This is a genomic window from Granulicatella sp. HMSC31F03 (assembly GCF_001807725.1).
Lineage (GTDB): Bacteria > Bacillota > Bacilli > Lactobacillales > Aerococcaceae > Granulicatella > Granulicatella adiacens.
In genome coordinates this window covers 163,451-186,285 of the sequence record NZ_KV790849.1, presented here as the reverse complement: position 1 = coordinate 186,285, position 22,835 = coordinate 163,451, and the positions used below count along the sequence as shown (strand labels likewise).

The following is a 22,835-nucleotide window of genomic DNA, read 5'->3' as shown; positions in this document are numbered from 1 at the left end:
CCTATTCAACTTTGTGGGGGAAAGAAAACGAAATAGCCTAAATACATAAATATATTTAGGCTATTTCTGTCTTTCTCCCTCACATTCGATGCGATTCCCCGTTACTGCGATTATAAAATCCGCAGTCTTCTTTGGAATCTTCTTTAAAATAAATTTTCAACTAAATTTATGGCATCCATCCAAAACTAATTTGTAAATTTAACTCATTCGTATTTCTTATTTTTGGAAGGGTCGATAGGATGGAATTGGGCGCGAAACGACGATACTTTTTCTTTTATAAGGCTTAGGCTTTCTTCAGGCTGCGACCAAATTGTCTTGTACGAATCTGTTGGATACTAAAGGCTAATGCAACATATAATATTCCGAATAAAAGTACCATCCCTAGGTTGAAAGCGTAACTTGAAAAATCTGTTGAAGGATTTTCTGCAGCTGAAATCACGTAATATACTGGGAAGAATTTTGCGATACTAATAGCTACCGGATTAAGTAAACTTAATGGTACAAAAATTCCTGAGATAAATGACAATCCCATCCCAATCACTGTACTTGCGGCAGAATATCCATGACGGTTGTCTCCAATAATTACTGAGCAAAGGAATGCTAAAGCGTAGGCTGTAAGAGCCATCGAAATCATGAGTATTAAAGATTTTGGAGCTGCTGCATTCACATAGAAGCTTGGCGCTAAGATAGCGACAAAAGCTAAATTGATTCCTACGATGATTCCAACAACGGTTAATCCACCAAGGAATTTTTCAAATGTCACTCGGTTTACGCTCTTCATGCCGATGATGATTCGTTTTGCTACTTCATCTTTTTCAAGTAAGGCAAAGATTAACCCAAGCAAGAAGATAAAGATTGAAAGGTAAAGAAACGGGGTGTGTGAAAAATAGATTTCACCAAATTCTGCATAATAATCTGCATCTTTGACAGTTGCATCTTTTGATATCACACTCACTGTTGCTTGCTCTTTTAAAATTTTATCCATATTTTCGGTACTGAAATTGCCTTGATTTTTCAACACGACTGCATAGCGTATATATGAATTTACGTATTCTCGAAGTAAATTCCCTTCAAGAGAATTTCCAATTTCCATATCCAGCGCTTCTTCCCCTTTGTTGATTCTTGCATCAACATCTGATGGAATCCACATTGCGCCATCCACATCATTTGCATAAACTGCTTCTTTCATGCTGTTATCGCTATTGGTTGTCAGAGTGACTTTATGATCTTTTTTCAAAGAAGCAATCATTGCATTGATAATGTCGCTATTCCCCTCTGATTCGTCTTTAATCACGACTTTATAATTTGTGTCTTGGAATCCTGTTACTTCTTGATTTCCTAACGCTTGAGAATATCCCAATCCCATAAAGATGACTAGGAAAATAATCGCATATGATTTTAATCGATAAGCAAGTTTTAAAAAATATTTATAGACTATCATAACGTGTTCTCCTTAATCTCCATAATGCACATCCTAGAAGTGCTAGTGTGTAAATACCAAGCAATAAGTAAGTTCTGCCTAGATGAGCACTCCCTACGAGTCGGTTTAATTGATAAAATCCAGTAACCATTAATGCGACGGGATTAAATTGATTAAATCCTGGCATAAAGGTATTGGCAAAACTTTTCATTGCTGTTCCCATCATTCCAGCTAGCGCCGAGAGAACGAGGTTTAGCATTAACGAGAAGATGATACGCCCTTGCATAGTGAGTTTTTGATTGGTTCCTATCAAAAGACCAGCTGAAATTCCAAATACATTTCCCATCAACATAAGAAGGAGACTTCCTCCCCAATCTGCGAATAAATCAATTTTCAATACTTGTGTCATGTAGACAAGTAAAATAGCGTTTGAAGTGATATTGAGCAATAATCCAATCATAAAGCAATTGATAATGAGTTTTCCTTTGCTAAATGGACTGCCCATAATACGTCGCCCAATCGGTGACACATTTCCGTTTAAATAGGCTGCACAAACAACACCACTAAATACGGAATACATTGTAAAGCTGGCAAGTGCACTATAGAATAACATCGTTCCTTGGCTCACATCGCTGGTTGCCTGAGTAACCCAACTCTTATTAAAATCAATGCTTGCAGCCCCTTGCCCCAAACTTTGAACTTGTTTAATTTGTGTCACTACATTTTTCAAAACACTTTGAGGAACCCCCGACGATTTGCTTACAACTACATCTAAGTTATTGTCAACGAATCCGTCAGCTTTATCATCTGTTACGAGTTCTTTCCCAGCCTCCTGAGAATCAACATCAATAATTTCAAAATAGTCTCCCGCTTGTTCGAATACATAATGGTATGGATTATCTGTTGTCATGGCTACACGAACAGTACCCATATCTTGATTCATAATTCCTGAAAAAGACACGAAATAGAGTGAAACCAAGATAATCGGATAAAGTAACACCCAGAACGAGAATGAAAAATCTTTTAAAGCGTCTTTTGATAAATAAGTAAATAATTTTAAGAATGTCTTCATGAATCTCGAAGTCCTTTCCCTGTATATGCAAGGAATACATCATCTAAACTTGGTTGTTCACTGTATAAACGAACATAGCTCAAGTTCAATTCTTCAAGGGCATTAGCCACGTGAAGCAAGTGATTCGTTCCTTGTTCGAAGTTGAATTTCAAATGATCTTTATGTTGCTCTAAAACAAGAACGTGCGGAATTTGTTTTAAGCGAGCCACTTGTTCTTCTGTTGGAACTGTTGACAGTTCTACTTGGATAATTTCAGAAGTTGCAATAGATTTTTTCAATTCTTGAGAAGTACCTGAAACAATACTCTTCCCTTTATCCATAATCACGATTCGGTCACTTAACCCGTCCACCTCATCTAAGTAGTGCGTTGTGTAAATAATCGTACTTCCCTGTTCATTGAGCTTGCGAATGCCTTCTAAAATAAATGAACGACTTTGTGTGTCTACCGCTACTGTTGGTTCATCAAAGAAAATTAGACTTGGTTTATGTACAATTCCGCATGCGATGTTCAAGCGGCGTTTCAACCCTCCACTCAATTTTTTCGGAACGAATTTACGGAAATCTTGTAATTCTACAAACTCAATTGCCTCTTGTACATATTGTTTTCGTTGCTTTGCATCTGAAATATACAATCCGCAGAAGAAATCAATATTTTCTTCTACTGTTAAATTATCTAAATACGCTAAATCCTGTGGAACAATCCCAATTTCGCGTCGTACTTTATTGGATAACGGAAACTTGCTTTCTCCTAAAACCGTTACTTCACCACTATCAAAGGTTAAAAATCCTAACATACTGTTAATCGCAGTTGTCTTTCCACATCCGTTTGGTCCAAGAAGCGCTAGCAGCTCTCCTTTACGAATTTCAATATCAAAATGATTTAATGCCATCAAGTCTTTGTATCGTTTTACAAGACTTTTTACTTGGATACTGTTTTCCATGTCTTCACCTCATTGATTGTTTTTACATTCTTAGTATATCCAGCATGCTTGTCACAAACTAGTGTCAAATGTCGTTAGTTGCATATTACATTTGTCATAAATGAGTAGATATTTCTCCCTATTTGGGCTACACTGAAAGAAAGAGCGTCGGAGGTGAGAGATTTGCGGACTTTTTTAGAGAAATTAATGTTCTTTATTCTGATTAGTATGTATTTGATGGGACAACAAGTAGAGGTCTTTACAATCTTTCTAGGACTTTGTATTTTTATTTTCTCTCTATCCATGGAAGTTTTTGAAAATAGTTGGATACAACGCATTGCTTTGGTAATTTCTGGTGCATTATGTATTGTCTTTCCTGAGTGTGTACTTTATATTTCAATTTTCATCATGCATGCCGCTCAACTGTTTGGACCCCCAGGAATTTTTACTGGAGTTCTCCTTCTACTACGTCCAAATCTATTAACATTACTACTAACCGTTATTGGAACATATCTTATTTTGCGTAGTAGCTATGATAAAAAATTCAGAATAAAGAGTCACCTTATCCAAGACGACTTGGAGCATGAACGATTGATTCTACTTCAAAGGCAGCAATTTAGCCAAGAGGAAACTTTAAAACAAATGGAGGTTGCTACTCTCAAAGAACGTAACCGTATCTCCCATGCCTTGCATGATCAAATTGGACATACGCTGAGTGCGTCGATTATGCAACTAGAAGCCCTACAAATTATCACTAATGAACCTGTTGTGGAGAAAAAATTGGAACAAGTTTCAGGAATTCTTCAAAGCGGAATGAACGAAATCCGTTCAACCATTCATAACCTTTATGATGACTCCTTCTTACTTTCTCAAAAGATGGATGAAATCCTTCATCCCCTTGAGAAGAAGGCGCAAGTCAATTATCAAAACACAATATCTGATGAGATCCCCATCGGTTTGAAATACGATATCCTTACCATTTGTAAGGAAATGATTACGAACTTTATGAAGTATTCAAATGGAAATCAACTTCAATTGTTCTTATTAGAACAGAACAATTATTATACGATTCAATATAAAGATAACGGGAACAAAACTCATAATATAACCCCGGGAATGGGACTCACAATGATGAAAGAACTCGTAGAGAAACATAAAGGAGTTATGACACTACAAACTACAAACGGATATGACATCTTTATCCGTATTCCTAAACAGGAGGAGCACCATGATTAAAACGATTCTTATCGACGATGACTTTTTAGTTTTGCAAGCCTTAGAAACCATTCTATCTGTTCAAGACCATATTGAAGTAGTAGGGACTGGAAACGACGGGCGTGATGCTGTTGAATTATATATTACTCATCAGCCAGACCTCGTTTTGATGGATATTCGTATGGAACCAACTAGTGGAATTGAGGCAGCACATGAAATTTTAAAGGATTTTCCAAAAGCAAATATTTTATTCCTAACAACCTTCCAAGATGATGAGTATATTACCAAAGCACTTTCGATTGGTTGTAAGGGATATTTATTAAAACAACATATTAAAGGCATCCTGCCAGCCATCGAAGCTGTAATGAACGGGCAAATTGTTTATGATTCAACGATTGAAATGCCAGTGAAGAAAACATTTGAGAAGAAATCAAGCGCTCATTTAAGCGAACGTGAAAATGAACTGCTCTATCTAGTTGCAGAAGGCTTTAACAATAAAGAAATCGCTGAGAAAATGTATCTCAGCGAAGGAACCGTTAGAAATTACTTATCCGCTTTACTCGAAAAGTTAGAGTTAAGAGACCGTACACAACTGGCTGTGTATTACTATAAAGAATTATAAAAAGGAACTTCAAATTGAAGTTCCTTTTTTGCAAGCAGTTCGCTAGTGAATGATTATTTCCATCTTTTTCCAAATAACTAATTCATTTTGTGCACAAAAAAAGCCCTGAATTCTCGGGGCTAATTTTCTTTAAAAGTTGACTAAACGTTGAGCCATATCTAATTCATATGCTCGTACTTCTCTTGATAAGAAACGACGAATTTCGTCTTCGTTATATCCTACTTGGAATCTCTTTTCATCTAACATAATAGGACGACGTAGTAATCCTGGATTATTTTGGATTAATGAAAATAGTTGATTCAAAGGGACTTCATCTAAATCGATTTTTAACTCTTGAAAGGCTTTAGAACGAGTTGAAATAATCTCTTCGGTGCCATCTTCTGTCATACGCAAGATGTTTTTAATTTCATCGATTGTTAATGGTTCTGAAAAAATGTTTCTTTCGGTGTACTCAATGTTGTGCTCTTCTAACCAAGCTCGAGCTTTACGACATGATGTACAACTTGGTGAGGTATATAATGTAACCATTCGCTATGTCCTCCTTCAATATGATACTCTGGCTTTAATACGTGTATTATTATATATGATATATTAAAAAAAATCTATATGATTTTAGAAAAAATTTTTGATTTTCACAAACTTTTTGCAAAATTAATGAAAATTTTATTCTTTCAAAATAGTTTTCACTCGCTTTCATTCTGATAGAAACAGGCTTTAGGATTTTGACTGTATTCACAATCCTTGAAAAATATTATTTTTATTTTTCATGAAAATCCCTTCAAAATAAGGTATAATAAAACTACAAACTTTAAGGAGCACTACTATGTCTAAAAAAAGAATTTTCTCTGGCGTGCAGCCTTCTGCAATTCCAACCATTGGGAACTATATTGGAGCTATGAAAAACTTCGTAGCCCTGCAAGATGAGTATGATTGTACTTACTGTATCGTAAACCAACATGCGATTACCGTTCCACAAGATCCAAAGAAATTAAAAGAGCAAACTCGTTCGCTTGCAGCACTTTACCTTGCGATTGGTTTGGATCCTGAAAAATCAACCATCTTCGTTCAATCTGAAGTTCCAGCACATGCACAAGCCGCATGGATCGTACAATGTAATGTCGGCGTTGGTGAATTAGAACGCATGACGCAATACAAAGATAAATCTCAAAAGCAACAATCCGTTTCGGCAGGGTTATTAACCTACCCTCCGCTAATGGTAGCCGATATCGTTTTATATAATGCTGAAGTGGTCCCTGTTGGAGAAGACCAAAAACAACATATGGAATTAACACGTGACTTCGTTGAACGCTTCAACAGTCGCTATGGAAATGGCAACCAATTACTTGTGATGCCAGAACCCTTTATTCCAAAAGCAGGAGCTCGTGTCATGAGTCTTCAAACACCTACAAAGAAAATGAGTAAATCAGACGCTAACGTGAAAGAATACATCAGCATGCTTGATGAGCCAGCAGTGATTCGTAAAAAGATTAAGAGCGCCGTTACTGATTCAAGTGGTGTGATTGAATTCGACCCAGTTGAAAAACCTGGCGTATCGAACCTATTAACCATCTTCTCTGCTTTCTCTGGTGAAAGTATTGAATCATTAGTGTCACGCTTCAAAGGCGTAGGTTATGGTCAATTTAAAGAAGAATTAGCCGATGCCATTATCGCAGTTATGGAACCCATCCAAGAGCGTTATTATGAGTTGTTGAAATCTGATAAGTTAGATGAGATTTTGGATGAGGGTGCTAAGAAAGCAAATTACGTAGCGAATAAAACACTACGCAAGATGGAAAAAGCGGTAGGCTTAGTGAGATAAACCAAGAAAAGTTATCTTCTGACTTTCTAAAATAAAAAGAAAAGATTCCTCTCGGACGTTATTATAATGACTTAAAAGGCTACACCGGGTTGAGCCACGGTCTCAACCCTACCGAGCTTCAAACAGATTCTAGAAGAATTCTCTTCAAGAATCTGTAATTCACATCGGTCGCAACCGCCATTAATGTCATTATAAAGTCCGAGGGACTCTTTTTCTTTATGTACAAATGAACTTTTCTTAGTTTATCTCCCATTGCAAAGAGAAGTAGGCTATTTAACAATTCTTGATAGGATGCACCTAAACCTTATAACGTTTACGGGCATTCTTTTTGATTATCTTTAAAACATCAGTTTTATTATTGAAAGAGTTATAGTGGGACACCGGTTCGAGCCTTATGTCTCTCACCTTTGAAGCTTCAAAGGTGGAGTAAGGAATTCATTCCTAACTCCACCTAATTCACATTCAATGTGATTCCCCACTATCCTTTCAATAAACTGATGTTTTTTTGATAATCAAAAGACTTTCTATGAGATAAATTTACTAAAATAGTTTATCTCACACCGCGAAATGAGAGGTAAATAAAAAAGTGCTAGGAAATCCTAGCACTTTTTATCGTTTGCTTATTCTACTACAAGAAGTCCCGCTCCAATAATTCCATTGTCTCCCTTAATGGTGGAGGCTTTTATATTTTCTAAAATATGTTTTTGTTCGTGATGCAAGAGATTTCCTAATTCCTCTTTAATCAATTCAATAAAGTCTGGATTGTAATTTGAAACGCTACCCCCGAATACAATCACTTTTGGATCCAGAAGGCAAACCATTCCATGCAATGCACTGGCTAGGCCTTTTGCAGTCTCCTCTATGATTCTATTTGCCGCTTCTTCTCCAGATCTCCATTTTTCAAAAACATCTTTTGTAGTTAAGGCTACATCTTCATACAACTCTCTCCCTGTACGCTCAATAGCCACACCTGAACAAGCTCCCTCTAACGATTCTAAACATTCAAAGTACGGAACTTTTAAAAACCCAATTTCTCCTGAAAAACCTTCCCCGCGTAAAATCGTATTATTGACAATGTTAGTCGCTGCAATACCTGTTGATACAGTGACATAACCAAACATGTCAGACGATTTTAAATGAAGTAATCGATATTCCGCATAGGCAGCCACTTTTACGTCATTGTCAATGCGTACTGGAATATCGCCGAATGTTTGTTTTAATCGTTCTACGACTGGAAAATTTGCCCACGGAATATTATTTTGGAAAACAGCTACTCCATTTTCTACATCCACTTTTCCTGGCAAACCAACACCAATACCGTATGTATCTTGAATACGTAAATCATTTTCTTCGAGTACCTCTTGAATGAGTTGGACCACTCCCTGATACAAACCTTCTGCACTCTCAGTTTGGCTAGGTCTTTGAGAACGACTAACAATTTCTCCCTTCTCATTAATCAACGCAACAGCTACTTTTGTTCCCCCAATATCAACGCCAACTGCTACTTTCATCAAAACCCCTCCATTCATTTTGATTTCGTTTCTAAATTTATTTTACAATGAAATCTCCAAAAGCTCTTATCCTTTCTTGCGGTTTACTATAACTATTTTGCTCTCCTTAAAACATTTTAAAAAATGATAACCTGATTGATAGCCGTTTTGCTGTCTTTTTCTAACATTCTCTCCTTCTCTCTACTCCTCCCTCTTTTCTTCGCAAAAATTGTCTTATTTCACACCTAAGGATAAGAAACAGCGCTTATGTTAGAAAACTAATAATTGAATTGCATTGAAAAATGATAACCGAAGATAGCCGTTATAGTGGAATGAGTGATGGAAAAAAGCATCGAATGTGAATTAGAGGGAGTTGTGGATTCATCCACTACTCCCTCTTTGAAGCTTCGAAGACCGAGAGACCTTGGGCTCGAGGCGGTGCCTCATCACAAAATCCACTATATTCAAACGGCTATCAATCAGGTTATCATTTTTCAAACTCATTCATTAAATAGTAACTCTTTATAAAATAAGCGCTGTTTCTTATCCCTTCAACCTTCGGTAGAATCTCTCAAATTTTGCACAAAAAAAGGAGGGAAAGCAATTTGCTTTCCCTCCGTAATTCCTAGGAATTATTTATTTTTTAAGTTGTAGAACGCTGATAGACCTTGGTAAACAGCTAAGTCACCTAATTGATCTTCGATACGTAATAATTGGTTGTATTTAGCAATACGGTCTGTACGGCTTAATGAACCAGTCTTGATTTGTCCAGCGTTTGTAGCAACTGCGATGTCAGCAATTGTTGAATCTTCAGTTTCACCAGAACGGTGTGAAACAACTGCAGTGTAACCAGCTTTTTGAGCCATTTCAATTGCGTTGAATGTTTCAGTTAAAGTACCGATTTGGTTTACTTTGATTAAGATTGAGTTTGCAATACCTTTTTCAATACCACGAGATAAGATTTCAGTGTTAGTTACGAATAAGTCGTCACCAACTAATTGAACTTTACCGCCTAAGCGTTCAGTTAATAATTTCCATCCATCCCAGTCGTTTTCGTCACAGCCGTCTTCGATTGTGATGATTGGGTATTTTTCAACTAATTCTGCTAAGTATTCAACTTGTTCAGCTGGAGTACGTTTAGCACATTTTTCACCTTCGAAGATTGTGTAGTCATATACGCCATCTTTGAAGAATTCAGATGAAGCACAGTCAAATCCTAAGTAAACATCTTTACCAGGTTCTAGACCTACTTTTTTGATTGCAGCTAAGATTGTTTCTACAGCATCTTCAGTTCCTTCGAATGTTGGAGCGAAACCACCTTCGTCACCTACAGCAGTTACTAAACCACGGTCGTGTAAGATAGCTTTCAATGCGTGGAATACTTCAGCACCCCAACGTAAAGCTTCTTTGAATGTTGGCGCACCAACTGGTAAAATCATGAACTCTTGGAATGCGATTGGAGCATCTGAGTGAGATCCACCGTTAACGATGTTCATCATTGGTGTTGGTAATACTTTAGTGTTGAATCCGCCTAAGTATTGGTATAAAGGTTGGTCTAAGTAGTCAGCAGCTGCGCGTGCTACAGCGATAGATACGCCTAAGATTGCGTTAGCTCCTAATTTACCTTTGTTTGGAGTACCATCTAATTCGATCATTAATTTATCGATCGCCATTTGCTCACGAACATCATAACCTAAGATAGCTTCAGCGATAATGTTGTTCACATTGTCAACTGCTTTTTGAACTCCTTTTCCTAAGTAACGAGATTTGTCGCCGTCACGTAATTCAACTGCTTCGTATTCACCAGTTGAAGCTCCTGAAGGAACCATACCGCGTCCGAACGCTCCACTTTCTGTGTAAACTTCAACTTCGATTGTTGGGTTTCCACGTGAGTCTAGTACTTCTCTTGCTAATACATCTGTAATAAATGGCATGATTTATTAACTCCTTTAAATTTTATTTTGTACGTTATTATTTTAATCGAAAACCTATAGACTTTCAAGAATTCCTAAGGTTTTCTTTATTTTTCGATCAATGTTTCTCCAGTCATTTCTGCTGGTTTTTCAACATTTAATAGATCAAGCATTGTTGGAGCAACGTCTGCTAAACGTCCACCCTCACGCAATGTAACACCTTTCTTCGTAACAATCACTGGTACTGGCACTGTTGTATGTGCAGTATGTGGTGTTCCTTCTGGTGTAATCATAGTTTCTGAGTTACCGTGGTCTGCAAAGATAATTGCGCTACCGCCTTTTTCAAGGATGGCATCAACAACTTTACCTAAGTTTTCGTCCACTGCTTCAATCGCTTTGATAGTTGGTTCTAACATTCCAGAGTGTCCTACCATGTCAGGGTTAGCGAAGTTTAAGATGATAGCATCATTCTCATCATTGATGATTGAGTTGTATAATGCATCTCCTACTTCGTAAGCACTCATTTCTGGTTTCAAGTCGTAAGTTGCAACCTTTGGAGAAGGAATTAAAATACGGTTTTCGCCAGGAAATTCTTCGTTACGTCCACCATTCATGAAGAATGTTACGTGTGGATATTTTTCAGTTTCGGCAATACGTAATTGTGCAAGGCCTGCTTTAGATAACACTTCACCAAGAACGTTTGTCATTGGGATTGGCGGGAATGCAACTTCTGCATCTACGCTTGGGTTATATAAAGTCATTGTCACAAATTTAACGTTTGTAGCACGTGCACCACGGTCAAAGTTTGTCCACTCTTTATCAGTGAACGCATTTGATAATTGGATTGCACGGTCAGGTCGGAAGTTGAAGAAGATGATTGCATCATTGTCTTCTACTTTTGCCACTGGTTTGCCATCTTTAACGATTACTGATGGAATAACGAATTCATCTGTAACGTCTTTAGCATAGCTATCTTCGATAACTGCTTGTGCGCTTTCGAATTGTGGTCCTTCGCTATGAGCAATGGCATCATAAGCTAATTTCACACGTTCCCAACGTTTGTCACGGTCCATTGCATAGTAACGACCTGACACTGTTGCGATTTCGCCAACGCCTACTTCAGCTAATTTATCTTCTAATGTTTTGATGTAAGAAGGACCAGCTTTAGGGTCTACGTCACGTCCATCCATGAAGGCATGAATGTACACTTTGTCGATTCCTTTTGTTTTAGCTGTTTCCACTAATGCTAATAAATGGTTGATGTGGCTGTGTACCCCACCATCAGATAATAATCCGAATAAGTGTAATGCAGAGCCATTTTCTTTTACGTGGTTAAATGCACCGTTTAAGGCTGGGTTTGATTCGAATTCACCATCTAAAATCGCTTTGTCGATACGAGTTAAGCTTTGGTAAACGATACGTCCAGCACCGATGTTTGTATGACCTACTTCTGAGTTCCCCATTTGGCCATCTGGTAGACCTACATCTAATCCAGAAGCTTTTAATGTTGTATGAGGGAATTCGTTATAATAACGATCAAAATTTGGTTTTTTTGCTTGTGCAACAGCATTACCTTCAACTTCTGGTCTCCATCCGAAACCATCTAAGATAATGATTGCAACTGGTGATTTTGCCATTATTTTACTGCCTCCAATAAAGCTAAGAATGAATCTGGTTGTAAGCTTGCTCCACCTACAAGAGCTCCGTCCACATCTGGACAAGCCATGTATTCAGCAATGTTTTCTGGTTTAACAGATCCACCGTATTGAACGCGAACTTTGTCAGCAACTTCTTGACCGAAGTCAGCTGCTACTACGTCACGAACAACTTTACACATTTTTTGAGCGTCATCTTGAGATGCTGATTTACCAGTTCCGATAGCCCAGATTGGTTCATAAGCAATCACTAATGATGATACTTGCTCGTTTGATAAACCTTTCAATGCTGCAGAAACTTGTCCGCCTACGAATTCAGAAGCTTTTCCTGCTTCGTAAGTTTCTAATGTTTCACCACAACAAATGATTGGTGTTAAGCCGTTTCTGAAAATAGCATGTGCTTTTTTGTTGATATCTTCGTCAGTTTCGTGGAAGTATTCACGACGTTCTGAGTGACCAATCACTACGTAGTGCACGCCCATTTCAGCTAATACTTTAGGTGAAGTTTCACCTGTGAAAGCACCAGCATCTTCAAAGTAGCAGTTTTCAGCAGCTACTTTTAATTCTGAACCTTTCGCATATTCTAATAAAGTGACTAAGTTAACTGCAGGAGCAGCGATAGCACTTTCTACGCGTTCGCCTGAAGGTAATTTACCAACAACAGCTTCCACAAAAGCTTGAGTTTCTTTTGGGTTTTTATTCATTTTCCAGTTTCCGGCAATAATTGGTTTACGCATATACACAACATCTCCTTTTAAATATTTAAAAATTATTTATCACTGATAGCAGCAACACCTGGTAGTTCTTTACCTTCTAGATATTCTAGAGAAGCTCCACCACCTGTTGAAATGTGAGTGAATTTGTCAGCGTAGCCTAGTGAGATTGCAGCAGCAGCTGAGTCCCCACCACCGATGATTGTAGTTGCGCCTTCAAGGTTCGCAATCGCTTCACATACACCGATTGTTCCTTTAGCAAAGTTTGGTAATTCGAATACACCCATTGGTCCATTCCATACAACAGTTTTTGCATCTTTTAAGTAGCTTGCAAATAATTCAACTGTCTTAGGTCCGATATCCAACCCTTCTTGATCTGCTGGAATCGCATCTGAAGCAACGATTGTAGCTACAGCGTCATTAGAGAATTCTTTAGCAACAACGTTATCGATTGGTAACACTAATTTGTCGCCAGCTTTTTCCATAATTTCTTTTGCTAATTCAACGCGGTCTAATTCTAATAATGAAAGACCTACTTCACGTCCCATTGCTTTGAAGAATGTGTACGCCATTCCTCCACCGATAAGAACTTTATCCGCTTTGTCTAATAAGCTGTTGATAACACCGATCTTGTCTGAAACTTTCGCTCCACCTAAGATTGCCACGAATGGACGTTCTGGGTTATCTACTGCACCACCGATGAACTTGATTTCTTTTTCCATCAAGAATCCAGCAGCTGATTCTAATTGGCTAGCAATACCAACGTTTGAAGCATGCGCACGGTGAGCTGTACCGAATGCATCGTTAACGAATAAGTCGCCTAAAGAAGCCCAATATTTACCTAATTCAGGGTCGTTTTTAGATTCTTTCTTGCCATCTAAATCTTCGAAACGAGTATTTTCGAATAATAAAACATCGCCTTCGTTAAGTGCATTAATAGCAGCTTCTAACTTTTCTCCACGAGTTTCTGGAACGAAAGTCACTGGTTTTTCTAATAACTCAGATAAACGTTCTGCAACTGGACGTAAGCTCAATTTAGCTTTGTCTTCTTCTGATTTCACTTTACCTAAGTGAGAGAATAAAATCACTTTCGCATTGTGGTCAACTAAGTATTTGATTGTTGGCAATGCTTGAACGATACGGTTGTCGTCTGTAATCACGCCATCTTTCAAAGGTACGTTAAAGTCCACACGAACTAAAACTTTTTTGCCTTCAACTTGTAAGTCTGTAACGATTTTTTTAGCCATAAAATAGCCTCCTACATTTTTATTTGGAGCGAGTGCATTACTCACATTATGAAAACAGGGCGAGGAAGCGAATGCTTCCATCGCCCTGAGAAAATAGATACGATTAGCCAAATCTATAGTTTAAATTATAGTTTTGCAAAGTATTCTAAAGTACGAACTAATTGTGCAGTGTATGACATTTCGTTATCGTACCAAGCAACAGTTTTAACTAATTGTTTGTCGCCTACAGTCATTACTTTAGTTTGAGTTGCATCGAATAATGAACCATAAGTGATACCTACGATATCAGAAGAAACGATTGGATCTTCAGTATAACCGTAAGATTCATTTGCTAATTCTTTCATAGCTGCGTTGATTTCTTCAGCAGTAACTGGTTTTTCTAAAACTGTTACTAATTCAGTTAATGAACCTGTTGGAACAGGAACACGTTGTGCAGCTCCGTCTAATTTTCCGTTTAATTCTGGGATTACTAATCCGATAGCTTTAGCAGCACCTGTTGTATTAGGAACAATGTTTACTGCTGCAGCACGAGCACGACGTAAGTCACCTTTTGCGTGAGGTGCGTCTAAAGTGTTTTGGTCACCAGTGTAACCGTGGATTGTTGTCATTAAACCTTCAACAACACCGAATTTATCGTTTAATGCTTTAGCCATTGGAGCTAAGCAGTTTGTAGTACATGAAGCACCAGAGATAACAGTTTCTTTACCTGTTAAAATGTTGTGGTTTGTGTTGAATACAACAGTAGGAACGTCATTTCCACCAGGAGCAGAGATAACAACGCGTTTAGCGCCACCTTTTAAGTGTAATTCAGCTTTTTCTTTAGAAGTGAAGAAACCAGTACATTCTAATACGATATCAACGCCTAGTTCACCCCATGGTAATTCTTCAGGATTACGGTTAGCAAGTACTTTAACTTCTTTACCGTTTACGCGGAAAGCACCATCTAACACTTCAACTTCACCGTTGAAACGTCCTTGAGTTGAATCATATTTTAACAAGTGAGCTAATTGCTTAGCGTCTGTTAAGTCATTGATTGCAACAACTTCTAATCCTTCCACATCTTGAATACGACGGAATGCTAAACGACCGATACGTCCGAAACCGTTAATACCAACTTTAACTGTCATATAGTTTTTCCTCCTAGGAATTTTTATTTTATTTTTTGCGGGTTGCCCCGTTCAAAACCAACTCTGATGTCTCCTTGTCAATCACAAACCAGGTGCGATCTACCGGAGCTAATTTGGCATATGCTTTTAAAGCAGCTGCCTTCTCTTCGCCTTCCACAACGGCAATCGAATGTGGAATCGTAGATAAATCACTAAGATGCAGCCCTACTCGTGGAATTTTTAACACCACATTTCCTTCTGCATCGAAGAAACAACCGAATGCTTCGCCAATTGCTTTCTTCTCTTTTAACGTAGCCATTTGTTCTTCCAAGAGGCCACGTCTCTCTCCCATAATAATAGCACTTCCAACGCTATATAACAAACACTCCGCCTTTTTCATGAGACCTATCGTCTTTGCGACGGAAGGTTCTTGCATTAAGGGCGTATAAGTTGCTTGTTGGACATGTTCTGGAACAAAGAGTGCTTCATGATGGGCACCGATTCCAGTTGCCATTTTTTCACTGACATTATTCGCCTGAATCAGCATCGATCCAAACATTCCCCCTCTAGCAGGAACAATCGTTAGGTCTCGGTTCACTGAAATCTCTTTTGTGAATCCTTCGCTGACACGGACCATCGTTTGACCACCCGTGATGGCAATAATGGAAGTTCCAAGCGGTAAAAGTACATCCATAATCTCTTGTACCAACTCAGATGTTTTTGCCGGATCATCTACAACTTTTACATACTGAACGCCTAAGGTTTTAGCCACCTTATGTTCCACCAGACTCATCTGAATAAAGTTGTTTTTTAAATCATCCGAACGTTCTAATATAAATTCGCCAATTTCCGTAAGATGCATTCCTGAGCCTTGAACTTCAATGAGGTCTAATTTCTTCATCGCCTCACATTCATTACGAAGTATTCTCTCAGACATTTGAACCACTTTTGCAAGTGCCCTACGCCCAATGGGTTGATACGTTGCAATAGCTTGTAAGATACGAAAACGCGTTTGAAGTGCAACCCTGCTTTCTGGGACCAACAAATGAGATAGATTAAGATAATTCATCGAAACCTTCCTCCAATCGCTTCCTAACAGGGCCTAATTACGTCCCGCTCTTTTTCTAGTATCTTTGAACGTCTATTGCTGAATACATGTATATTTTACCATAAAACAATAAAAATGCAACTATACGCATATTACAAATTGGTTAAGATCTATGATGCACAGGGACACATTTCGTCCCGATTTGCTTGTTAATCTTTTCATGGCAGGTTTCTCCGTCGTCCATCACAAAAGAAATTTCTAAATGGGCTCCGACTTTTTGAGCTATCTTCTCCAAATATAAAATCGAGGGATTATGGTGTCCTGAAACTAACCGTGACAAATGTGCTGGTTTTATCCCAACCTTTTCTGCAAACTCGGTACGAGAGAGTCCGGACACAAGTCTCAACTCTGTAATCCTTGCTGCCATTTCTTTTAGAGTAAAATCTAAATCTAAGTCTTTTTCGTAGTTCTCCCAATCGAATGACAAGCCTGCTATCGAACGCTTCAGATTTTGATCCATTTTTTAAAGCCTCCTCTTTAGTATATACAACTGGAATGTTCAATTTAGTTTTCGTTTTATTCCCCCACATTTCGAGTATCGCAGGACTTAATCCTTCCTTATCCAACAGCTTAAGAGCAGCAAGCATTTTTATCTTCTCTTTATACGGTCTACTATCCACAAACTCTAACGTTCTTGGGTCAATCTGATGTTCTATTTTCATATTTTTCCCTCCCACTTAAACATTACCATATTTGGTAATTACCATATATGGTAATGTTGCTCTCTTCGTATACTTTTTTGCTCTCTTTTCAACAAAAAAGACTGGAAATCATTCCAGTCTTTTATACAAATCATATTTTATTTTTAACGATTTACGTCTACGTCTTTACGATTCATTAAAATCGCAAATCCACCTAATACGCTAAGAGCACCTGCAATCGTAGTAAAAATAGTCGCAGAAGTTCCAGTTTTTGGAAGATCAGCTTCAGAAGTAGTCGTGGACTCTCTTGGCGTCACTGTTGTTTCTGTAGTAGATCCTTCAGTCGTACTAGTTTCTGTTGTTGTTGATGAAGATGTTGGCATTTCTGTTGTCGTAGATTCTGTTGTAGACTCCGTTGTCGTCGTTGAAGACGTTGTAGATTCAGTCGTTGTCGTTGGTGCTTCTGTTGTCGTAGTTGTGGTAGTTGTTGGCGCTTCTGTAGTCGTTGTAGTAGTTGTAGTAGTTGTAGTAGTAGTTTCTGGTTTATTCACTACATCTTTATGAACAACGCCATTGGCTGCATCTGCTACGTTTACTGTAATCTCTTCCTCGGAGAGAACATATCCGGCTGGCGCTTTTGTTTCTTTAATCGTGTATTTTGGTTTGATTAAACTATCAAATGTTACAACGCCGTTAGCATCGGAAGTTGCGGTTTTCACTAATGTTCCTTCATAGTATAATCCGAATTCCGCACCTTGTAGTTTTTCACCAGTGTCTGATTTTTTCGTTAATTCCACTTTGAAAATATTACTTCTTGCATTACCACCATCTTCTTGGTAAACAATTTGAGCATCTGCTACCGATTTCCAACCCGTCGAATCTTCCATCGTAGCGTTGTTATTTAAAAGCATTCCATTTGCTGGAGCACCTAGTAAATCCACATCGTATTTTACATAGTAACCACGGTTTGGATTAAATGGTTTTAAACTCAACGTGAACGACTTGCCATCTGCTGAAAACTGTGGACTATAACTTGCTGTTACGTCTTCTTGATACCCTAGACGAATAGAATTGTCTGTTGTATCTGTATACCAAGTTCCAGATATCACTCTAAAGCTTGATTTATCAATCTTCGCATTTTCGTATTGAATTGTATCACCAATCATTATATCCGTAAAATTAAGATAATTTTGGTTAACATATATAATGTAATGTAACTTGCTATTATCGTTTGGATCTTGCCAACCAGATTTAGCGAAATCTTGAGGTTCCATTCCGGCAATCCCAGTATAATTGACAACTCCTGAATACATTGGAGTGTGGTTTACGGTTACTGTTAAAGGAATTTGTTGTGCTGTACGCGCTACATTGTGGTCGATACGAACCGTCATAGTGAAGTTCCCTGAGAAACTTGCACGCTGTGTTACATAGTTTGTAAAGGTTAATACAGCTTGTTTACTTGTAGAGTCAATGGTTGCATTCGCTACTACTTGTCCGTTCACATCACGAATTTCAAATGATTTTCCGACAAATATTACCTCTTCAGGCAATTGAATCGTTGCAGTATCTCCTGGCTGTACTTGACCATTATTAAATGCAAACTCTGCATTTAAACGAAAGTTCTCCCAAGAACCAACGCCCTGAGTTAAAGGTTCTCCTTGGCTATTTTGTATATCTATTCTTGTAATCACATTATCCACAACCGCAGATTCTATTTTAGGTTGTTGAAATATTACAAAAAGAGCAACCAATAATGTCATTAAAAGAACAGTTAACTTCTTGTTTTTAATCATTTTTATCCCCTTTCTCCTTACTTTTTTTCACAGATAACACGCTAAAAATTCACATAGATCTCAGGTGAAAAAAGAAAATTCAATTTAGAATAAATCTATTATACACGAATTTGTTTAAAATTTAAACCCTCATCAAACCAAACTTGCATAACTCCTTAAAATTAGGTACACTATTATTCGAATGTCGCCTTAGTGTAGTGGATATCACATAAGATTCCGGTTCTTATAACAGGGGTTCGACTCCCCTAGGCGGCTCTAAAATCATTGATTCAATAAAAAAGAAGCAGAAATTTCTGCTTCTTTTTTTATTTATCTATTATTTATTGAAAGCCTCTTTTTTTCTAAAGAAAAGAAGAGTTGTTGCTGAAAGAATTAGCATCATCGCTACCATAACAGTATTTCCAACAGATGTTCCAGTATTTGGCAACTCTGAGTCCTTTTGAGACTCTTCCTTCGAAGTGTCCTCAGAAGGGATTCCGTTGATGACGCCTGAATTACTTGTTGAGTTTTGAGTAGTGCTTAGACTATCCGTTCTAGACTCTGTCGTAGTAACTGTTGTTGAAACAGATGTTGTTGTCGGAGCCTCCGTTGTCGTTGGAGCTACTGTTGTCGTTGGCGCTACTGTTGTCGTCGGTGCTTCCGTTGTAGTAGGCGCTACTGTTGTCGTCGGTGCTTCCGTCGTCGTCGGTGCTTCCGTTGTTGTTGGCGCTACTGTTGTCGTTGGCGCTACTGTTGTCGTTGGAGCTTCCGTCGTTGTTGGAGCTTCCGTTGTTGTAGGCGCTACTGTTGTCGTCGGTGCTTCCGTCGTTGTTGGTGCTTCCGTTGTTGTAGGCGCTACTGTTGTCGTTGGAGCTTCCGTCGTTGTTGGTGCTTCCGTTGTTGTAGGCGCTACTGTTGTCGTTGGTGCTTCCGTTGTTGTCGTTGTCGTAGTTGTCGTCGTAATTGGCTTATCTTTTAAGTTTAAAGACACCCCATCTTTTCCAAGAACCAATGTATATGTTTTGTCATCGATCTCATATCCAGCAGGTGCTTTTTTCTCTTTAATTGTAAAAGTTTGACCAACATATTTTGCATCAAATGCTTTTGAAGTAGCAATCCCTTTTTCATTCGTTGTTACTTCGAATTTTCCACCATCTGGATCTGTAATTTCATATACTGCACCAGCAACAGGGTTTAGTTTAAAGGTATCTACTTTTACAATTCGAATTTGATACGCAGTTGACGCAACAATCGTCCCTGAATACAAAGAAGTGGCTGTTGCTTCAAAAGCAGTTCTTGTAACATTACTTCTTTGTGTTAATAATGTTCCATCTTGTTTAGCAAGTGTAATAACATTTTTTACCTTCGCACCATTATTTGGTGTCGTAGTATCATAAGTTACGTAATATTTTTGAGAACCATCTTTAAAAGTCACACTAAAATTCGTATAATTTTCATTCCAATTAACGGTATATTCGACCCCTTCAGTTAATAGAACCGAGTCTGTTTGAGTCGCAGACGTTCTATCTGTTAGAGAAGGAGAACGGTACACTTTTAACGATTCTGGAATATATTGAATAGCTGCAACACTTGGGTCATTTGGTAAGTCATCATTTAATACCAAGTTAGGGCCGTAATCTTGTCCCCCCGTATTTACACGAACTCTCCATCTTGAAAGGAACTGACCAGAACTTACTGAACCAATTTCTTTTAGCTTATCAGAAGTCCAAGAAATTTTTTGGGCTGTTCCCCCATTTTTTGCGAAATTTTCATATCCAACGGTTGGTCTTGCTTGTTGTGTCGTTGTTGTATGGGTTTGTTCAAAAGTCTCTACTAACGACTTAGAATCTAATACTAATTTATGATTCGTAAGGTCTTTTTTGTATAAAAAGTTTAGAGAGAAATTTCCATTAACATCCTTAACGACGTTCGCACCCTTCGCTTTTAAGTACTCCTCTAGATTTTTAAGAGTAACCGTGATGGTACCCCCTTGTTCGTCTCCATTATCGTTAAACTTCAAATCCGCAATTGTCACATTAGTAGTAGGGTCGACTAATTCCATATCATTATTTCCGTATAATGATACAGGTGCAGGAATATTTATTTTAAAATTATCACCATTTGATAGATTCCCATTATATTTTGACAAATCAAAGGTCATTCTCAATCGATATCCTTGATTCGTTCTTAATTGATACACTCCATCTTTGTCAGGTTCTAATGTATTGTCTAATTGATCTAATAAAGTAACACCTGTCACGACTTTTTCAAGTTCTTTTACTTCAGAGGCAACGGATTGTTCATTTGCTAAAAAAATTAATGAAAAGAGTGACATTACAGTAACCAATAAAATGAGCCATTTTTGTTTTTGTTTCATATTTACCTCCCCTTCTATAAATAAACATAATAATATAGAATAATATACAATTTTATTAGAGTGAAGTCTATTGATATTATCTCGCAAAAAAGAGGTAAGAAGAATTTTCTCTTACCTCTAATCATTTTGAAACTAGTTTCTGTCTGTAGGATTCTTATAATGAAGAAAAATCCCAGATATCTGTTGCTAATCCTTCATAAAATTCAGGCTCATGGCAAACCATTAAAATACTTCCTTTATATTCTTGTAAGGCGCGTTTTAATTCCTCTTTTGCATCAACGTCCAAGTGGTTTGTCGGTTCGTCGAGTACGAGCACGTTTGACTCTTCATTCATCAATTTACAGAAGCGAACTTTTGCTTGTTCTCCCCCACTGAGTACTTGCACTTGGCTCTCGATGTGCTTACTGGTTAATCCACAACGAGCGAGCGCTGCACGTACTTCTGGTTGTGTCATCGATGGGAAAGTATCCCAGATTTCTTCTAAGGCTGTCTTACGATTTCCTTTTGGCGTTTCTTGTTCGAAATACCCAAGGTCGATATAGTCCCCACGTGTTACTTTTCCGTTTAATGGCTTAATAATCCCTAATAAGCTCTTCAAGAGTGTCGTTTTCCCAATTCCATTTGCACCGACAATCGCAATCTTTTGACCACGTTCCATTTCAAGATTCACATGCCCTGTTAATGGACGGTCGTATCCAATCACTAAATCTTCGGCTTGGAAGATGTAACGACCAGGAGCTCTGGAAGTCTTGAACTCGAATTTTGGTTTTGGCTTCTCACTGGCTAATTCGATAACTTCCATCTTATCCAGTTTCTTCTGACGAGACATCGCCATATTACGCGTTGCAACACGCGCCTTATTCCGGTTTACGAAGTCCTTTAAGTCCGCAATCTCCTTTTGCTGACGGTTATAAGCTGCCTCCAGTTGCGCTTTCTTCATCGCATACACTTCTTGGAACTGATCATAGTCCCCCACATAACGATTCAATTCTTGATTATCCATATGATAAATCAAGTTCACGACGCTGTTTAAGAATGGAATATCATGCGAAATCAGAATAAATGCATTTTCGTATTCTTGTAAGTAACGTTTCAACCATTCGATATGCTCTACGTCCAAGTAGTTTGTTGGTTCGTCGAGTAATAAAATGTCTGGTTTTTCTAATAATAGTTTTGCAAGCAATACTTTCGTACGTTGACCACCACTGAGCTCGCTCACGTCGCTATCCATCCCAAAGGCTGCAACGCCTAACGCACGCGCTACTTCATCGATTTTCGCATCGAGAATATAGAAGTCGTGGCTATCTAATCGCTCCTGCAATTCGCCCACTTCTTCTAGCATCGCGTTCATTTCGTCTTCGTTTGCGTCACCCATTGCCATATACAATTCATTGATACGCGCTTCTGCTACAAATAAATCGTCGAAGGCTTTTTGAAGGACACTGCGAACGGTCATTCCTGGTTCAAGCACTGTATGTTGGTCCAAGTATCCAACTTTCACATTTTTAGACCATTCGATTTTTCCTTCGTCAGGTTGTAATTGTCCAGTCACGATATTCATGAAGGTTGATTTCCCTTCACCGTTTGCTCCAACGAGTCCGATGTGCTCCCCTTTTAATAGACGGAAGCTCACATCATTGAAGATGGCTCTTTCACCGAATCCGTGTGTTAATTTTTCTACATTTAAAATACTCATCAACGTTCTCCTTAAGTTTTCTCTGGGACATTGTATCATAGTTTGCGAT

General features: G+C 38.2%; 18 protein-coding genes and 1 tRNA gene. 4 read left to right on the top strand and 15 right to left on the bottom strand.

Annotated features, from left to right (window positions below; genetic code table 11):
- Window positions 1–283 precede the first annotated feature (283 nt).
- From HMPREF3106_RS03465 to HMPREF3106_RS03455, 3 genes are read right to left on the bottom strand one after another with little or no spacing between them, the layout of a single operon-like run.
- Complete coding sequence (locus HMPREF3106_RS03465; protein ID WP_070444433.1) at window positions 284–1,441, bottom strand: ABC transporter permease; 1,158 nt, start codon at window positions 1,439–1,441, stop codon at window positions 284–286.
- Window positions 1,428–2,492 carry an ABC transporter permease gene (locus HMPREF3106_RS03460; protein ID WP_070444431.1) on the bottom strand — a complete coding sequence of 355 codons (1,065 nt, stop codon included), beginning with the start codon at window positions 2,490–2,492 and terminating at the stop codon, window positions 1,428–1,430. Before HMPREF3106_RS03460 ends, HMPREF3106_RS03465 begins: the two co-directional genes overlap by 14 nt.
- On the bottom strand, window positions 2,489–3,433 hold the full coding sequence (locus tag HMPREF3106_RS03455) for an ABC transporter ATP-binding protein (protein ID WP_070444429.1): 945 nt from the start codon (window positions 3,431–3,433) through the stop codon (window positions 2,489–2,491). The genes HMPREF3106_RS03460 and HMPREF3106_RS03455 overlap by 4 nt, the downstream gene beginning before the upstream one ends.
- A gap of 162 nt (window positions 3,434–3,595) precedes the next feature.
- Here HMPREF3106_RS03455 and HMPREF3106_RS03450 point away from each other — a divergent pair, with 162 nt between their 5' ends.
- Together HMPREF3106_RS03450 and HMPREF3106_RS03445 are read left to right on the top strand one after the other, a co-directional pair.
- A complete protein-coding gene (locus HMPREF3106_RS03450; protein ID WP_246827514.1) occupies window positions 3,596–4,648 on the top strand; it encodes a sensor histidine kinase in 1,053 nt (350 codons plus the stop codon).
- Window positions 4,641–5,249, top strand: a complete 609-nt coding sequence (locus HMPREF3106_RS03445) for a response regulator transcription factor (protein ID WP_005607126.1) — start codon at window positions 4,641–4,643, stop codon at window positions 5,247–5,249. The genes HMPREF3106_RS03450 and HMPREF3106_RS03445 overlap by 8 nt, the downstream gene beginning before the upstream one ends.
- Window positions 5,250–5,378: 129 nt before the next feature.
- Here the strand turns inward: HMPREF3106_RS03445 and spxA are convergent, their stop codons facing one another.
- The gene (gene spxA, locus HMPREF3106_RS03440) at window positions 5,379–5,777 is read right to left on the bottom strand and encodes a transcriptional regulator SpxA (protein ID WP_005607127.1); all 399 of its coding nucleotides are present in this window, start codon (window positions 5,775–5,777) and stop codon (window positions 5,379–5,381) included.
- 295 nt (window positions 5,778–6,072) lie between these two features.
- Between spxA and trpS the strand changes: the two genes are divergently transcribed.
- Window positions 6,073–7,068: a tryptophan--tRNA ligase gene (gene trpS / locus HMPREF3106_RS03435; protein ID WP_070439127.1), complete on the top strand. Its 996-nt coding sequence runs from the start codon at window positions 6,073–6,075 to the stop codon at window positions 7,066–7,068.
- 620 nt (window positions 7,069–7,688) lie between these two features.
- Here the strand turns inward: trpS and HMPREF3106_RS03430 are convergent.
- The 9 genes from HMPREF3106_RS03430 to HMPREF3106_RS03390 all read right to left on the bottom strand — a co-directional run bounded on the left by HMPREF3106_RS03430 (window position 7,689) and on the right by HMPREF3106_RS03390 (window position 18,734).
- Complete coding sequence (locus HMPREF3106_RS03430; RefSeq protein WP_070444427.1) at window positions 7,689–8,579, bottom strand: ROK family protein; 891 nt, start codon at window positions 8,577–8,579, stop codon at window positions 7,689–7,691.
- Window positions 8,580–9,190: 611 nt separating this feature from the next.
- The gene (gene eno / locus HMPREF3106_RS03425) at window positions 9,191–10,492 is read right to left on the bottom strand and encodes a phosphopyruvate hydratase (RefSeq protein ID WP_070444426.1); all 1,302 of its coding nucleotides are present in this window, start codon (window positions 10,490–10,492) and stop codon (window positions 9,191–9,193) included.
- 86 nt (window positions 10,493–10,578) lie between these two features.
- Window positions 10,579–12,108, bottom strand: a complete 1,530-nt coding sequence (gene gpmI / locus HMPREF3106_RS03420; protein WP_070444424.1) for a 2,3-bisphosphoglycerate-independent phosphoglycerate mutase — start codon at window positions 12,106–12,108, stop codon at window positions 10,579–10,581.
- Entirely contained in the window at window positions 12,108–12,863 is a 756-nt protein-coding gene (gene tpiA / locus HMPREF3106_RS03415; RefSeq protein ID WP_048781543.1) for a triose-phosphate isomerase, read from the bottom strand. The genes gpmI and tpiA overlap by 1 nt, the downstream gene beginning before the upstream one ends.
- 32 nt (window positions 12,864–12,895) lie before the next feature.
- Complete coding sequence (gene pgk / locus HMPREF3106_RS03410) at window positions 12,896–14,086, bottom strand: phosphoglycerate kinase (RefSeq protein WP_039849192.1); 1,191 nt, start codon at window positions 14,084–14,086, stop codon at window positions 12,896–12,898.
- Between the two features lie 125 nt (window positions 14,087–14,211).
- Entirely contained in the window at window positions 14,212–15,213 is a 1,002-nt protein-coding gene (gap, locus tag HMPREF3106_RS03405; RefSeq protein ID WP_070444422.1) for a type I glyceraldehyde-3-phosphate dehydrogenase, read from the bottom strand.
- 28 nt (window positions 15,214–15,241) lie between these two features.
- Window positions 15,242–16,261: a sugar-binding domain-containing protein gene (locus tag HMPREF3106_RS03400; protein ID WP_070444420.1), complete on the bottom strand. Its 1,020-nt coding sequence runs from the start codon at window positions 16,259–16,261 to the stop codon at window positions 15,242–15,244.
- Between the two features lie 142 nt (window positions 16,262–16,403).
- On the bottom strand, window positions 16,404–16,760 hold the full coding sequence (locus HMPREF3106_RS09245; RefSeq protein ID WP_083281587.1) for a helix-turn-helix domain-containing protein: 357 nt from the start codon (window positions 16,758–16,760) through the stop codon (window positions 16,404–16,406).
- Between the two features lie 345 nt (window positions 16,761–17,105).
- Window positions 17,106–18,734, bottom strand: a complete 1,629-nt coding sequence (locus HMPREF3106_RS03390) for an Ig-like domain-containing protein (RefSeq protein WP_070444416.1) — start codon at window positions 18,732–18,734, stop codon at window positions 17,106–17,108.
- A gap of 183 nt (window positions 18,735–18,917) precedes the next feature.
- On the opposite strand from HMPREF3106_RS03390, the gene HMPREF3106_RS03385 reads away from it, so the two are divergent.
- A tRNA-Arg gene (locus tag HMPREF3106_RS03385) sits at window positions 18,918–18,989 on the top strand.
- A 61-nt stretch (window positions 18,990–19,050) separates the two neighbouring features.
- Here the strand turns inward: HMPREF3106_RS03385 and HMPREF3106_RS03380 are convergent.
- A complete protein-coding gene (locus HMPREF3106_RS03380; protein ID WP_070444415.1) occupies window positions 19,051–21,090 on the bottom strand; it encodes a SpaA isopeptide-forming pilin-related protein in 2,040 nt (679 codons plus the stop codon).
- 154 nt (window positions 21,091–21,244) lie between these two features.
- Complete coding sequence (locus HMPREF3106_RS03375) at window positions 21,245–22,786, bottom strand: ABC-F family ATP-binding cassette domain-containing protein (protein WP_070444413.1); 1,542 nt, start codon at window positions 22,784–22,786, stop codon at window positions 21,245–21,247.
- Window positions 22,787–22,835 lie beyond the last annotated feature (49 nt).